This is a genomic window from Grimontia indica (genome assembly GCF_000333895.2).
Taxonomy (GTDB): domain Bacteria; phylum Pseudomonadota; class Gammaproteobacteria; order Enterobacterales; family Vibrionaceae; genus Enterovibrio; species Enterovibrio indicus.
Map to the genome: position 1 here is coordinate 15,176 of NZ_ANFM02000049.1, position 15,200 is coordinate 30,375.

The 15,200-nt window shown below is 44.9% G+C and carries 19 protein-coding genes; 5 read left to right on the forward strand and 14 right to left on the reverse strand.

Annotated features, from left to right (window positions below; translation table 11 throughout):
• Positions 1 to 67: 67 nt before the first annotated feature.
• A complete protein-coding gene (locus tag D515_RS22195) occupies positions 68 to 970 on the forward strand; it encodes a hypothetical protein (RefSeq protein ID WP_002541858.1) in 903 nt (300 codons plus the stop codon).
• A gap of 14 nt (positions 971 to 984) precedes the next feature.
• A complete protein-coding gene (locus D515_RS22200; RefSeq protein WP_002541860.1) occupies positions 985 to 2,139 on the forward strand; it encodes a hypothetical protein in 1,155 nt (384 codons plus the stop codon).
• Positions 2,140 to 2,220: 81 nt separating this feature from the next.
• On the opposite strand, the gene D515_RS22205 is transcribed toward D515_RS22200, so the two are convergent.
• From D515_RS22205 to D515_RS22220, 4 genes are all read right to left on the reverse strand, one after another.
• Positions 2,221 to 2,664, reverse strand: coding sequence for a hypothetical protein (locus tag D515_RS22205; protein ID WP_002541861.1), 444 nt, complete (start codon positions 2,662 to 2,664; stop codon positions 2,221 to 2,223).
• A 1-nt stretch (position 2,665) separates the two neighbouring features.
• Entirely contained in the window at positions 2,666 to 2,887 is a 222-nt protein-coding gene (locus tag D515_RS22210) for a transcription initiation factor IIE subunit alpha family protein (protein WP_002541862.1), read from the reverse strand.
• A gap of 98 nt (positions 2,888 to 2,985) precedes the next feature.
• Positions 2,986 to 3,678 (reverse strand): DUF2589 domain-containing protein, encoded by a 693-nt coding sequence (locus D515_RS22215; RefSeq protein WP_002541864.1) that lies wholly within the window; start codon positions 3,676 to 3,678, stop codon positions 2,986 to 2,988.
• A gap of 48 nt (positions 3,679 to 3,726) precedes the next feature.
• Entirely contained in the window at positions 3,727 to 4,239 is a 513-nt protein-coding gene (locus D515_RS22220; protein WP_002541865.1) for a DUF2589 domain-containing protein, read from the reverse strand.
• Between the two features lie 354 nt (positions 4,240 to 4,593).
• Between D515_RS22220 and D515_RS22225 the strand changes: the two genes are divergently transcribed.
• Positions 4,594 to 6,312 (forward strand): RluA family pseudouridine synthase, encoded by a 1,719-nt coding sequence (locus D515_RS22225; protein WP_039850538.1) that lies wholly within the window; start codon positions 4,594 to 4,596, stop codon positions 6,310 to 6,312.
• A 143-nt stretch (positions 6,313 to 6,455) separates the two neighbouring features.
• Here D515_RS22225 and D515_RS22230 read toward each other — a convergent pair whose 3' ends face one another.
• The 8 genes from D515_RS22230 to D515_RS22265 all read right to left on the reverse strand — a co-directional run bounded on the left by D515_RS22230 (position 6,456) and on the right by D515_RS22265 (position 11,221).
• Positions 6,456 to 6,869 carry a GNAT family N-acetyltransferase gene (locus D515_RS22230; RefSeq protein WP_002541868.1) on the reverse strand — a complete coding sequence of 138 codons (414 nt, stop codon included), beginning with the start codon at positions 6,867 to 6,869 and terminating at the stop codon, positions 6,456 to 6,458.
• A 39-nt stretch (positions 6,870 to 6,908) separates the two neighbouring features.
• Entirely contained in the window at positions 6,909 to 7,442 is a 534-nt protein-coding gene (locus D515_RS22235) for a cysteine hydrolase family protein (protein ID WP_002541870.1), read from the reverse strand.
• A 460-nt stretch (positions 7,443 to 7,902) separates the two neighbouring features.
• Positions 7,903 to 8,250, reverse strand: coding sequence for a hypothetical protein (locus tag D515_RS22240; RefSeq protein ID WP_039850525.1), 348 nt, complete (start codon positions 8,248 to 8,250; stop codon positions 7,903 to 7,905).
• A 96-nt stretch (positions 8,251 to 8,346) separates the two neighbouring features.
• Entirely contained in the window at positions 8,347 to 8,832 is a 486-nt protein-coding gene (locus tag D515_RS22245; RefSeq protein ID WP_039850526.1) for a hypothetical protein, read from the reverse strand.
• Positions 8,833 to 8,979: 147 nt separating this feature from the next.
• Positions 8,980 to 9,411 (reverse strand): hypothetical protein, encoded by a 432-nt coding sequence (locus D515_RS22250; RefSeq protein ID WP_039850529.1) that lies wholly within the window; start codon positions 9,409 to 9,411, stop codon positions 8,980 to 8,982.
• Between the two features lie 137 nt (positions 9,412 to 9,548).
• Positions 9,549 to 10,115 (reverse strand): ankyrin repeat domain-containing protein, encoded by a 567-nt coding sequence (locus D515_RS22255; RefSeq protein WP_039850531.1) that lies wholly within the window; start codon positions 10,113 to 10,115, stop codon positions 9,549 to 9,551.
• A gap of 107 nt (positions 10,116 to 10,222) precedes the next feature.
• A complete protein-coding gene (locus D515_RS22260) occupies positions 10,223 to 10,702 on the reverse strand; it encodes a hypothetical protein (protein ID WP_002541871.1) in 480 nt (159 codons plus the stop codon).
• Between the two features lie 156 nt (positions 10,703 to 10,858).
• Positions 10,859 to 11,221, reverse strand: coding sequence for a hypothetical protein (locus tag D515_RS22265; protein WP_039850533.1), 363 nt, complete (start codon positions 11,219 to 11,221; stop codon positions 10,859 to 10,861).
• Positions 11,222 to 11,583: 362 nt separating this feature from the next.
• Here D515_RS22265 and D515_RS22270 point away from each other — a divergent pair, with 362 nt between their 5' ends.
• Complete coding sequence (locus D515_RS22270) at positions 11,584 to 12,615, forward strand: IS110 family RNA-guided transposase (protein WP_002541872.1); 1,032 nt, start codon at positions 11,584 to 11,586, stop codon at positions 12,613 to 12,615.
• Between the two features lie 588 nt (positions 12,616 to 13,203).
• Positions 13,204 to 14,103: an EamA family transporter RarD gene (rarD, locus tag D515_RS22275; protein WP_002541873.1), complete on the forward strand. Its 900-nt coding sequence runs from the start codon at positions 13,204 to 13,206 to the stop codon at positions 14,101 to 14,103.
• Between the two features lie 82 nt (positions 14,104 to 14,185).
• Here the strand turns inward: rarD and D515_RS22280 are convergent, their stop codons facing one another.
• Entirely contained in the window at positions 14,186 to 14,608 is a 423-nt protein-coding gene (locus D515_RS22280; protein ID WP_002541874.1) for a hypothetical protein, read from the reverse strand.
• Positions 14,609 to 14,699: 91 nt separating this feature from the next.
• Positions 14,700 to 15,041, reverse strand: coding sequence for a PilZ domain-containing protein (locus tag D515_RS22285; protein WP_002541875.1), 342 nt, complete (start codon positions 15,039 to 15,041; stop codon positions 14,700 to 14,702).
• Positions 15,042 to 15,200 lie beyond the last annotated feature (159 nt).

Below are 15,200 nucleotides of genomic sequence, written 5' to 3' on the forward strand. Positions count from 1 at the left end.
ACGTCAGAAGAGACTGATCCAATAAAAATATTCCGTATCTACTACAGCTAGCAATAAGGAACGAGCCATGAATACCCAAGCGCTCATTGAAATCACGGTTCAACCGGACAACTCACTGCAATTGGTGAACCTACCCAAAGTCCCGATAGGAACCCATTGCCAATCCATTACAGCCAGCACCAGCCTCGAGGCCAATGGCACCTCGTTTTCGATATTCGTTCAACCGGAACCGGCTACTTTCATCGTCTGCAAAACCTATGACGTTGAAACAGAGACCTACTTCAAGCAAGAGGCCACTATTGCCGTCGACTCTCCCATCGCTCAACTTCATAGTTTCTATTTTGGTGGCCAGCCTTGGCTGCTGAGTTACCACCCAGATTCTGAATGCGTACAGTTTTACCGATTCGACGATAAACAGCTCACCATTACCCCGGTCACAGGCATTCGCGTTGGCAAGAGCTTCACCACAGTTCAGCCTTTGTATTATCGCAATGATGTTTTCTTCGTGGCATACAACAAAAACACGGGCGATGTCATGAAGATGCAAATAGTCGCTCCCGCACATTCAGCGCTTTATGCACAGAAAGTGTGGTCAGCTACCTGGGCGCAAGGTTGGACGCGGTTTGCTTTCTTCCGCCTTGGCGCGGAGAACTTCTTTATCAAAACCAATGAGAAGTACCACAAAGTCAATATTGACCACTTCATGGACAGCATTGAACTCGGCTCCCACCCTGTGCTGAATGAACCAGCCTCTGAGGAGATGTTAAGCCTGTCCAATGTTCAGACTTTCTACGACATCAGCCAGTATCCGTATTTCTTCACTTACAACCCAAACGGAGCGATGACCTTCAATCGGTTTGACGGCGATTGTGAAGGCTGGCAGTTGGCGCTTTCCAGCCAACAAAGTGCAGATGCTTCACTAATCCATACCGTCCAACTCAAAGAGTGCACACTCATTCTGATGCTATAAAAGGAGATAAAACCATGTCTCGTTATACTGATATCAATATAAGCACTCCCCAGATTTTGACCGCCGCTTCAAACACGATTCCTTTGCCTGTGGTGGATTGGAGATTGATTAACCAAGCGTCCCCTACTCCCCTCCACATTGAGCCTAGCGAGTTACCAAAAGCCGATATTGTGTTGGTAACCTGGACTTCTGCTGAGTGGTCCGCGCTCGATCATGTCATGCTGAACAGCCATCAGGAACGCTTTCCACAAGATAGAGATTGGCGGAAAAACTGGCTCGGTTACGCTGACAATCACGAAGTCTCACCTTACTGCGAATCCCCTGAAAATCCCCCTATCTTCTATTTCCAATTGGTCAGCGTGAACGGCGCGGATAACCAGCAACAACGGGTGTTGTTGGTCAAATCCCAAGTCCACCTTGCTCATCCACCTTGGCTTTCTGGCCTTGAAGCCATGACCGACATTCTGCTCCGCAAATCAGAAGCCAAACGCATCATTTCGACAGGCACAGCGGGAGGTGGATCAATCACGGATATGTTGGGTGGGGCCATCGTCACCAACAAAGCTCACATACTGCTGGCGAAACCTGAAAATGAAGGCTGCCCATACAACCACCACACCTTTACCTGCGAATCCTGGTTTCCTTCAACGTCACTATACGCATCAACCCAGCATGCATTGATGTTCGCCATGGATCAGGTTTGGAATAACAGCACGATCGACGACGCCATTACCGAGCTCAACCAAGACCCGCAAGGCGACCAGAGTGATAACCAGCCTACTTATATCTATCAAGATTTGATCAATGCACCGCTTGACCCTGCCAACCTAAAGCAGGCACAAATTAAAGTCAGCAAAGGTCAGCCCTTACTCACCACTGACTATTACTTCATCGAAGGGAAAGAACCCAGCGATCCCTACTGCTTTCTGGAAATGGATGACGCTGTAATTGCCCATCAAGCCGAATTAGCAGGTGTCGATTATGCGTTTGTTCGCAATGTCTCCGACCCCATTGTGGTCACACACACTGCCAACGGAGAGTTAATCCCAGACTCCGTTCGTGGCAATTGGTCTGGCATTATTTACAAGCGATGTGGGTTCTACAGCAGCTTCAATAGCGTGATGATGTGTTGGGCGGCCATTGCTGGTGAGGGGGAAAACCGGGAATAAATAGGTTCCTCTTTTTGGAATAAAACAAACGAGGTTTAATCAATTGGATTAAACCTCGTTTGTTTTATCTTCCTGTTGATTCTAGGGATATTTAGTCAGCTTAGTGGCAATTTTGCTCGCCTTACCCGATAACAGGCAATGCTCTGGGTTACCGGGAATAGGGTCTTTAACCACCGTCGCACCCACTTTGTTCAGCCCGGCGACCGTCGAAACACAATATTGGCTGTAACCGCCAATCCCGGTTAGGTAATTGGAATAGGCCGCTTTGTTGCTGGTATTGGTGGTGCAATTCACGCTTAGGCCGGAAATGGTGTCACCATCACTGGCAACGTGAACCCCACTGCCATTTTTAAAGGCAGTGGCTGAGCATTGCCCTGCCCGCACAACCAAACCGGTTTTCAATGGCGGATTCGCACCCAAGATCATTTCATCCGTATCACCTTCCTGTTTAGTACACCCAGAAATCAGCATGGCGCAGAGTGGCACGGCAAAGAGCAATTTGGTGGAGCTGCTGTAACGGTTCATATCAACCTCCCATGACTTGGGTTGATGTGTTATTCGCTTCGTTGTTGAGTCTTTGAAGCTCGGCAAACCCTTCGACCGCTTTGGTTAGTTGCGGCTTGCTGCAAGGGTCCAAGCTGAACGTCAGATTACAACGAGGACATGAGAAAGACGTGCCCGACAGCAACATGTGAAGATCAAAAGAGATGCTGCTCTGGCAGTCAGGACACGGTAAATGGCTTTTCATCTATTCTCTCCCTTTGGTAAAAAGCCCGGCTGCTCATAGAGCCAACGGCTCCGGCGCACAAACAGCCGGGTAGAAACATGGCTGCGAACTCTCATTCGCTACGATTTATCTGACGATTTCGCCGATCCCAAGGTGATTGGGCTGATGCTGTTGGTAAACGCCTGAATAATGGTCGTCACACCCTGTGGCAATGAAAGTTGCCCGGCATGCACGCTCACCGTGTACTTGGCGTTGTTACTTTTCTGGTAGGACGATTTTTGTGAAGACGCCGATTGGCTGTCATGGCTGATACTGCCTTTCACTTCCACCGACCACCAGCCTTCGCCCAGTTTGGCGGAGAAGCTCCCTTCCTCGCTGGTTTTGCTCGATGTGGATTGTGAGGATTCATCGGCATAGCTGGATTTCACTTCCATTTCAAAATCCACTTGCACGTTATCAACACCGAGAGAGTTGAGCGGAACAATCGTCAAAAGGGGAACATCAAACTCTGTCGTAACGTTGGTAACACTCACTTCAGGCGTTTCACCTTCTTTGGCTTCGCCCTCAGAAATCACGCCACGGGTGATTTGCATGGTCACCATAATCGGTTCGAGCGTGTCTTTACCTTTGTCTTCGGTATCTGACTTCTTGGTGAAGCAGGTATCCAACATAAATTTGGTTTGCGTCACTGCCATCATGCTGTTGGCTTGTGCTGCGGCGTTGAGTGGGCCACCAATCAAAGCGCGCATAGGCAATCCCGCGAATTGTTGGGCCATCGAGACCAGTGCTGGTCCTGTGCTGACGTCTGGCATGGTATTTCTCCTACTTGATGAATAATTGCAAAATTAAGCCAGACCCAATTAACCGGGTATCTGTGCTCTTAGTGCTCTGTCATAACCTTCAATTAATTTCCTTAATCCTTCAGGTGGCTCATCGGCATTAATGGTAATTTCCAGTTCCGCCATATGATTTGGGTTTTTATCAGCTTTAAATAAGCCGCCTGATTTATTTCCAACGAACGACACTTCCAATGCATTCGTTTCATTCACATTCACTTCTAAATGGGTTTTAAACTTCACTTCGCTAACCCTTGGGCTTGCTACAGGAACCAAAGTGAGCAACGGAACATCAACCGCTAGGTTCTGAAGTCCGTCTGGGGTATCAGTCGGATATTCGATGGTCACGTACTTGGGACGATACGCAGTGCGGTCTGGCTCAGCGGGAGATTCAGCGCTGCCAAGTAGACCTGAGTTGTTGCTCGGGACTTCGTCGAAAAACCGGCTGATGAGTTCCTGGTTTTCGTTTTGCAGCGCCTGATTCGCTTTGGTCACGCTCAAATGAACGGCTGAAACCAACGCATCTAAATTAATCATGACTTGTTCCCTTCGCGTTTTATTTTGATGAAATCAGTGTTGGCTTTAGCGGAAAAGAAGACAAATCGGATTTGGAATAGAGGCTATAACAGGAGAGAAACGTAAAAGCTAAATTGATGAATTAAAAAACGAACAAAAATAAATTTAAAACATCGAGAACAAAAAATAATTTATTCGTCTTAATAGACCGAACACTGCGTAGATAAACCGTTTGCATATCTAATATAAACTCGATGCGATACCCTACATGACAACTTTCCTCATCCCGCAGGAGACTGATATACAGCAAAGTGGTTTTTCTCACCTAAACAGGTAAAATCACGCCCCCAACCGAGGCGCTGATAGATGAAGACCATGCACCAAGAAATGCTGTTTACCCCTGAAGAATTGTTCACCCGCTTTCAAGGCGAGACAGAGCAGTTCGAACTGCCAGGTGCATTTACCTTTCCTTTTTACTATCAGCCACATCCGCTTTGTGTACTGGCGGCAGATCAACTGCAACAATACCTCGCAAGGCAGACAGATTGGCAACATGATTTCGGTTTAGACGGAGCTCTGGCTCCAAGGCTTGATGAGTCTGCCGAAGGCACTGGCAAAATGTTTGGTGTGCTGCTGGTGCGATCACCACAAGGTGAACTCGGCTATTTCAGTGCCTTCTCCGGAAAAATTGCTGACCAAAACTTACTGCCTCGCTTTGTTCCACCCGTATTCGATATGCTGGCGGAAGAGTGTTTCTTCAGAACAGAGCTGGAAGCGATCACTGAGCTAAATACCCAAGTCTCGACACTTTCTGCCAATCCTTTGTTAGAGCAGTTGGGTACTCAACTTACTCAAATGCAGATCGAATACGAGGCAGAAGAACAGCAGCAACGCCAGCGAATGATTGAAGGCCGCGCCACGCGAAAACAAGAACGTAAAATCGCAGAAGAAACATTAACGGGCGAAGCGCTGAAAGCTGCCTTGGACGATCTGGCAAAGCAAAGCGTGGCAGAGAAGAACACGCTTAAATACCTGAAAATGGCGTGGGACGAAAAGATCCATGCTATCGAATCACAGCTCAGTGCATTAACCACAGATATCGAGCACGCGAAACAGCAACGTAAAACTCTCTCGAATGCCCTTCAGAATAAGCTGTTTGAGCAATACCGTTTCCTCAATGCGCTTGGCGAAGAGAAGTCCCTCAAAGCGATCTTTGCGCCTACCACCAACCCAACACCACCAGCTGGTGCCGGCGAATGTGCTGCACCTAAGCTTCTTCACTTCGCTTACAAACACGGTTACACACCTTTGGCGATGGCCGAATTTTGGTGGGGTATGTCACCAAAATCCGAAGTGCGTCAGCACAAAAAGTTCTACCCTTCTTGCCACGGAAAGTGTCATCCCATCCTTGGGCACATGCTCGAAGGCTTAACGGTTGACCCAAACCCACTTGAACAAAACTGGGCAGAAGATAAAACACTGGAAGTGGTTTATCAGGACGAAGCGATTGTTGTGGTCAACAAACCCTCGGGCATGCTTTCCGTGCCGGGCAAGACGATTAAAGATTCCGCCTACACCCGCGTGATTGAAATGTTCCCGGATGTAGAAGGCCCTTTTGTGCTTCATAGATTGGATCAGGCGACGTCAGGTTTGTTGGTATTCGCACTCACCCGTCGCGCAAACAAAAGCCTGCAAAAACAGTTCATCACGCGAGGTGTGGAAAAGCGCTATATCGCAATGGTGGAAGGTGTGATTGAGCAAGAACAAGGTGAAATCAACTTACCGATGCGTGGCGATCCAGACGACAGGCCACGCCAGTTGGTTTGCTTTGAACACGGCAAACCAGCCACCACTTATTGGCAGTTGATTGAAGTGAAAAACGGCCGCAGCAAGCTCTACATGCACCCCAAAACCGGCCGCACCCACCAACTCCGCGTTCACTGCGCACATTCGAAGGGATTAAACATGCCCATGGTCGGAGATGTGCTTTATGGCGAACCTGATACTCGTCTTCACCTGCATGCCGAGCAGTTGTCGTTTGATCATCCGTATACGCATGAGCGAATGACGTTTGAGGTGGAGTGTGGGTTTTAGAGCTAAAACGTTTTTGGACAGAAACGGGTTGGAACTAAAGCTCTATAGTGTCTACTTCGGATAACTTCAGATTAGGAAAAACAAAGTAGACTGCTTTGTTGTTCGATAGCATTGGCTATTAACCGGAGAAGGGCTCATATGTGTTATAAGCGACTTTTTCTAAGCCTCTTATACATTCCATAAGCTTCTGGCGCTGTGTAATTAAAGCCTAACTTTTCGTAGAACTCTGGTTTGTCGGCTATTAGTGATACGTAAGAGCCGTCATTTGCCGCTTTTTCAAGATAAGACTCTATTTTCTCCATAATCGTCTTACCTAAACCCAAACCCTGATGGTTTGGATTGACTGCTATATCTACTATCTGGAAAAAGCATGCCCCATCACCGATAACTCTCCCCATGCCTACCAAACCATTAGAATCTCTAACACATACTGTATAAAGCGAGTTACTTAAACCTACATGTGCCGCTTCAAGTGATTTAGCAGACAGGCCAGCATCCAATCTTAGTTGACAATATTCTTCCGAACTTGGAGTTTGCTCCAGTACTTCATAATTCAAAACTGAAATTTCCTTGTAGCTTATAACAACTTATTAGCCCTATGTCCAAAGGTTGTGTGCCTCTACCGCTTCGATTTTGACACCGAAACTCGAAATATTAGGCAACGTAGCATTATGGTGCTCTCGAATTTGAGCCCCACTGGCGTGTTCCTTATCATGAGTTGTATGAGCATCCGAAACCAAAGTTACGGGATAGCCTAAACCTGCTGCTCTGCGAATGGTGGTATCAACGCAAAACTCTGAGGCGTAGCCGCACACAATTAAGCTATCTACATCGAGTTCATTCAAAACACTTTGAAGATTAGTATTTAAGAACGAGTCTGGTGTTGTTTTGCGAACAATATAGTCACCAGTTTGTGTAATTAAGCTCGACTGCAATGCCCAACCTTCACTTTCGTATTCAATAACAGATTTAGGTTGCTCGTGCTGGATAAAGATAACTGGAACAGACTTAGCTCGCGCGAATTTCGTAACCTCATTAATTTTGGTGAGTACGATTTGTGATTCAAATGGTTGAGGTTCCGGGTCGAACAGAATCGACTGAACATCAATAACTAATACCGCAGATTTCATTATTTTCCTCTGATAGGGCTAACGTTCTAATAACGGGCGTTTACTAACCCAAATTGTTTGAAATACTAAATCACAGCGTTTCTATGTAACAATGCGCCTCGAGTAAACGTCCACGTTGATTTGCTTGTTAGCCCTTGCTCCGCACTTTCGCGGCTTGCCGCCAACCCGCTCTAGAAACAAACCGACGCTCAAGACCTCGACACAGTTGTTCATTTAAACAACCAAGAAGCAACCCGTTGGATTTGACTTCAACTGCGACAGTGACCGTTTCGACACTGGACACAAACCGATGGAACTTCAATCGCGACCAAACCAGATACAAATCACCAGCTATGTAAAGCAAGTTTAGCTCGCCAATCCTCGAAGCAAAGAACATTCATTGAGAAGATGGGCTAACGCCGCCAACAGCGGCCGAGCGAAGCGAGGTCCAGCCCCGAAGGGGCGATGCTGATTGGCCTTGTTAACTGTTTGGCCATAATAGCTTCTCTACTTGATCATATTTCTCTGCGACTTTAAGAAATGGCTTAGCCCAACCACTACTTAAACTGACCTCTTGTAGGGGACCTGTGGGCGCAAACAGAACACTAACCTCAACTCGCTCCGGTAATGTATATGACTTTACCATGGTCAATAATTTTGTAATTTCTCTGGCCGCCTCATCTGAGTTTTCCCAGTAAGACCAACAAAAGTCGTTACCTGGAATTTTTACAAGCTCTATCACCGACTCCAATATATGAACCAAAGCCTCGTAAGGCTCTAACTCATTAATTGATCCGTGAAGTAACTCTTTAGTTCGATCTAATTTCATAGAGACCAACGCCCCAATAACCGGCGGCGCTTTGCGCCGTCCGGCCCCGAAGGGGCAAAGTTAATTGGCTTGTTATGTATATTTAGGTATTACTATTCATTTATTATTCTGACGAGAGCTCCAAGGTGTTAATTTCATGGTCTTTTTGAGAGGTTCAATGACCGTATCACCTTTAGAATTAACAACCCATAGTATAGCAATGCCATTGTTAACTTCGCTTTGCAGTGTATATGTTTCTCCAGGTTGAATATTTAAGGAAAAGGTAAAATAGGATTCCCAAGAAGGTTCTATTGGGGCTAGCCAACTAATATTTGAGCTATAAATAACTTTTCCAACAACATCTTTTCTACCTGAAAAAACTTGATGGCCAGCATCAACTTTTCTCTCATTAAAACTATGTCTGAGTTTTTTGTTACCGATACTTTCAAAAGATAAACCATACCACTCGATTAAACGAGGCCCATGTTTTATCTCTTTGCTTGAGTTTTGCAAAGTGGCCTGTCCCTTTAAGGAGTCTTTAATATGATTTCCTTCACAACCACATAGTACAATTGTAATTAATATTATTGTAATTAAACGCATCTAAAATTATTTCCTCTAGATTTACTCAATTTTTTAAAACGACTTATTCTTAATTAAAGATTTATACCAACGCCCGCATAATGGGCCGACGCGAAGCGGCGGTCCAGCGCAACGAAGTGGAGCGTTCATTCATGCGCTTGTTAAAATTTATATCCACTTTTCCATTAGCTTGTTAGCATCTGCTGCTTGCTCGACAACCAGCGGCACCCAATCAGAATCGCAAATGACAACCAATGGCCCAGTAGTTTCTGTTAGTTTTATCAGAATTTTCAGTATTACCTCAGGCCAACTACTAGAGAAATAAATTTTGTTCTGACTCTTATGAAGAGCTCCGATATTCATAAGTGCCCAACCCTTATTCTCCAGATCTTTCTCGTGCTCAATATTGGCTTGCCACGGCTCTCCTAGGGTCTCATCTGAAAATTCTACACTAAAGGAATCTAGACTCGATAGTGCGCTTTTAATCTCGGATAGAAATGGATTTCGGCTTGCCATTCCTTTAGGAAATTCAATCGCTTCTTCGGTTAACCATGCTGCCATTTCTTCCTCAATTGGAAATACAAAATAGATAGCTCCCATGTGAACATCCTTGCTATTTTAACGCCGCGTTAAGTAGTGAGCAACGCCACCACCATACCTAAACTATTGTGCCGTAATCACCAAAGCTGAATCAAACCGAAAATGCCGAGCGTTGCGAATCTGTCTTAAACGCTTTGTTAGGGCACTTTTGTTTCCAGAACTGCTAACAGTTTTCTATAACCATTCTCTCTTGCTATAGAGATAGCTGATACACCTGCATCATTCGTATAGTCAGGGTCAGCACCATGTTTAACTAATATCTCAACCGTACTAAGGTGCTCATTGAGTACAGCAATCATTAAAGGGCTATATGCTAACTCCCCAGCAACAGCATTGGGATCAGCTCCTACTTGTAATAACTTGACCAATATATCGTCTTCAGCCCATTGAGCAGCCATAAAAACTGGTGATTCACCTTGCCAGTTAAAAACATTGGGATTCGCAGACTTTGATAATAGCAATGTAACCAATGACTCATCACCCACAATAGTGGATATGTGTAACATACTAGCCCCACAGCTATTTTGATAATTTACATCTAAACCATTTTCAATAAGTCGAAGATAACGAGAATCGTCTTTCTCCTTAACTAAGGTTTCGATAGCCATATTAAATTCTGTAGTTGGATCAGATTGACAAGACTCGTCGCTACATCCAGAAACGATAGCTAAAAGAAACAATAAACTCAGTAAATTTCTGCCCATTTTGCCTCCGGTGCCCTAACGCCTTACTAATGGGCGCAAAATTGCTTGGCTAAAATTAGCGACGAAGGAGCACAAGCCAAGCGTTTTGCGTCCTTTTAAGTAACTTGTTAGTGTTCTGACAACCACTTTTTGGATTCATCTTGCATTTGAACAGCTATTTCAGTAACGCCATAATTATCATTTACTTCCAAATCATCTCTAGCGTAATACAACCCATAAAGATGTTCGATTCCTACATTATCCCCAACATACTTAGTTACGTTTTCATGTAGGTCAAAATTATCAATATCATTGAGCAACTGCCGAAATTGAATGAATGGATCTATTTTTTCACTAGCAATTAACTTTAGGTGATATTTAATTATGAAATTAATTGAATCCTCAAATAAAGGAAATTGAGCAATAAGCTTTTCAAAAAGAGGCGAAACAACTTCCCAACATTTAGGTTCTGCATCAATAATTTCCAACAAGCCGTCAGAATAAACACCGTTGTTTAAATTAGAATGAGCATAATTGATCAAATCATCAGTTTCGCAAGCGCCTGCTACATATTTTGCAATAAAGTAATTTTCGTTTTCTTCATTCATCCTAAATTTGAAAACCCATTATTAAGGAACACTAACGTCGGCTTAAGGGGCTGAAAACACACGATTCACGCGAAACAGCTACCTTAAGCGCCAAAATTTGAAAAGACTATAATTGATCGAGTGTTTTTAGTCCCCTTTAAGCCCTTGTTATGTAAATCATCTCGGATACTCAATTTCCTTTTTGTGCTCTACGCCACGATCATCAACTGCCAAAATAAAAGGTCCTTGTTTTGCAGGCCATTCAAAATGCAGTGCTGTTAATGATTCGAGCTTAACGTTTTGATTTAGAAGATGCTTACTTAGGCCGGCGGACCAATAATCGATAGATTTCTCAATTCTTTCGCTACAAAGCTGGTGTGGCTCGAAATGCCCTCTGAGCCAATCAATTGATATATCGTACCCTTTCCTATGAATATTAGTTAACTCATATAAAACAAAGTCACCGTCGACATAGTTTTCATAGCTTATGTAACTATGTCCAAAGTTATGTATCGCCGACTTAATGTTTTTGTACTTCATAACCTACCAGTCACATAACAACTTATTAGCAGGCATAAAGCCCGTTTAGTCCAAAACCGAGATGCCCGATTAGTCCGCGTACACTTAAGTCAGTTTACCATATAGCTTAGTAGAATCAGTGGATTAACTTATTGGCTTGTGGTCCAAAAATGAGAAATCGGGCGTCCCGAATTTAAAGCGTTCACATTTTTACTATATACATATCCCTGTATTTTTATACATAGGGAGTGCATTAGAAAAATTTGGCCATTGTACGTCGATTCAAGTGCTGGATTGTTCGAAATGCTAACTTGATGTATGGAATCCACTCTTTCCTTGGCGATCTACAATTCCAAGGTTTGATTAAACACGAGGGTTCCATCATGTTGACCACTAACATTATTGCAATCGACTTAGCCAAAAATGTTTTGCAAGTTTGTCATATCAGCGCAGATGGCGAATTGCTTTTCAATAGACCACTAAGCCGACAGAAAACTAAAGAGTTTCTTGCCAGAGCCAAACCCGCTATCGTCGCAATGGAAGGTTGCTGTGGTTGCCATTACTGGGGGCAATTTGCTGAGAAGTATGGCCATGATGTTAGGCTACTCAATCCTAAAAAAGTAAAAGGATGTTTGGAAGGGCATAAAACTGACCACAATGATGCTCTCGCTATAGCAAATGCAGCTATTCAAATTGGCATCAAGTTCAGCCGTCCAAAATCCATTGAGACACAGTCTCTTCAATCACTAGAAAGTAGTCGTCGTTTCCTATCTCGGTCCGTTGTTTCTTTAGGTCAACACATCCGCGGTACGATTCTTGGGTACGGCATCGCTAACCCAAGAGGCGAAAAAGGATTGAAAGCCTCTGTCCAGTCTGCTCTCGACGGTGAAACAGAAATTCCAGCTAATGTCGTTTCGGTGCTGGCCATGTTGTGGGAGCAATATAAGCAACTTAAGTTAAAACTTATCCAGTTTGAAAAAGAAAAAAATGCACTAACTCGACAAATTGAACCCTGCCAAAGACTCATGGCGATTGAGGGCGTTGGTGAAACAACGGCGGCAATGCTTTATACGACCCTTGGAGATGGCAAACAGTTTAAGAACGGAAGGCAGGCCTCTGCTTTTGTGGGTCTCACCCCAAAACAACATAGCTCAGGCGGAAAAGTTTTCATGATTGGTATTGATAAATGTGGTGGTGTAAAGGAACTTCGTTCCCTTTTATATCTTGGTGCGATGTCTTATGTGGGCAGGCTTCCTGATAATCCGAAAACACAAAAAGACGCTTGGCTTACCAAGCTCATTGCTCGAATTGGGTTTAAAAAAGCCTGTATCGCTTTAGCAAATAAAATCGTACGGACCGCGTGGGCAATGCTTCGATATGAAACCAACTATGAGCCAGTATTACTGACTGATTAATATGAATCTTACAAAATGATGAAGCGGAAAAGGTAAGACCAACCTGCTGAGAACCTGGCCATTCTGTCACGCTTTAGAAGCTGCTAACTCGATAAGGACAGTAGGTGCGCAAACATCAAAGGCTAGAGGATAGCTACCTCATCAAGAAGCCGAATATACGTACGCATCTTAACTTTGATTGCAGATTCGTTTTGTAGGTACGTGGATTCCATATACACTTTGGGGCAAAACCTTGTCAAACCACCCTTCATCCTAACCTTCCCCTTAGTCAGGCGAAGGGACTAAGAGCAGGATTAGCAAAGGATTCTCTCTCAACGGCTATCAAGCAATTAAAAGTGACAGGCTACGCGCTTTAAATAGCCAAAATATCCAAGTAAAACACTCAACTTTTGATGTTAAATTATTTCGCACAATCCCTTCAGATAGCTGCTCTTTCAACCATTGAAACATCCAGAAATTCATCATTTCTATACATCTAGATAAATCCACACCCTAACGCGCTATTCTTTCACCTTAGTCACTTTACAAATCCCGTTCTCGCTATACAATCGCGCATCCTCTGACCACTTTTCATCCAGGTATTTATCTATGAGTCCAACACGTTTTGGTAACGTGATGGCGGCTGTTGCCTTCCTGTTGTGGGGCGCAATGCCGCTCTATTACCAATTTTTACCCAACGCAGCCATGGATGAGCTGTTGGCACTTCGTATTCTCGCCTCGTTGCCGTTTTTGCTTTTGGTGCTTCAACTGCGCAAAGCCAAGTCGCCAAACTGGGCAGCGCTGATTGCAGACAAGCGCTCGTTTCTCTTTGCAGCTATCGCGTCTGTGATGATGTGTGTGTCGTGGAGTGCCTTTACGTGGGCGATGACTAACGATCGTGTGTTGGATGCGAGCCTAGGCTATTTCATTAACCCACTTCTGGTGATTGCTCTGGGTGTGTTGGCGTTTAATGAAAGGCTCTCTCTGGGGCAGAAAGCCGCTGTGGTTTTCGGCACCTTGGGCTTGAGCTATCAAATCTGGCAATACGGTGAGCTGCCTGTTGCTGCTTTGCTGATGGCGGTGGGTTTTGCGCTGTATGGCTGGTGTAAGCGTCATGTGAAGTACGATGCGATTTCAAGCCTGTTGGTGGAAACCATTGTGCTTCTGCCGATTGCGGCAATCTACATGGCGTACAAGATGGGCTCAGGCACCAGTGTGGCGGTATCCGGCGATATGTCTACTCTGCTGCTTTACCTTGGCGCTGCGCCAGTAACTTTGTTGCCGCTGTTCTTCTTCTCGGAAGCGGTGAAGTATGCGCAAATGTCGATGATTGGCTTTATGCAGTACATTGAGCCGTCATTGCAGTTTGTTCTGGCAGTAGCAGTATTTGGGGAGACGTTTGATAGCGTGAAAACCGTGAGCTTTGGTCTGATTTGGCTGGGCTTGGCGATCAGCATTGTCGAAAGTCTAGTGAAGGTAAAACCCAAGCCTGATTTGCCGCAGCACTAGGGGCTGTTGGCCTTGGGCCGATGGGCTTTCTAGCAAAGCGTTGCGAAAGTTAAGGGGGCGTCATGCCCCCTTTTTGATCAAATCACATATCGTCCGGCACGCACTTATCCAGTTGCTCCGCGGTGAGCCCCGTCATCTTGGGTACTTTTTCCGTCAGGCAGACGGAGATGTCGTCAAAGCTCTTAATCTCGTCGTAGCACTTGAACAGTACTTCTTCGTACCCTTGTTTTAGTTCACCCTCAGATTTACCCGAGCATTTAGCAATAGAACCCAGAATTCCGCCTGCTTCGAGCATCATCACTGTGCTGTTCACGAATTCTTCTTTTTGTGCCTGAGTCAATTCCAGCGCGAGTGATGAAGGCGCAACGCAGGTCAAAAACAGAGTACAAGACACCAAGGCGCATTTTGCATTTCTTGCCATATCAGCCATACCAAACCCTTTAAGAACAAACTTATGTCGAGTTGATTTATACAACGCTTTAATGTCGTAGTTTAAGGCAAGCATTCCATTGCCTTTCTCCCTTTTTTAAGAAGGAAAGGCATATGGTCTCAAATGATAAAGCGGAGGAAATTCGAGAGCTGAACCCAGATCAGGTTCAGTCGCGGCTATATTTTTTTCTTATTCGAATCTGTTCTTTGTTCATGATTTTGAGTTCGACCCCATGATGGAGTTTGATGACCAGTTCATCCTCCTCCCTTCTCAGTGGTTTACCCTGGATTTCTATCTCGCCACCATCGTCAAATTGAATAACGCCCGCAATCACTTCCCCATCAAAAATCTGGGTATCCGCTTTGACTTCAATGCGGATCCCCTGCTCTGAAATCTCACTCACACGGAATGATTCACCATCCCACAGGAAAGTAGGCATTTCAGGCTCGTTATATCTCAGCCTAAAGAAATTGCGGTGCTGTTCTTCTTGTTCTTCGTCTTTTTCCATCGGCGCGCTGACTCCCGATTGCCGGACTCCTATCTTTTATATTAGGGGCTGTTGACCTTTGGTGGTTTAATTTTGTTCTAGCCATAAGCGTTTTAGGCGCGGCGAGGTGTGTGCCGCCTAGTCATTCTAAGCAAATACACCTCAACAAAGCATAAAACG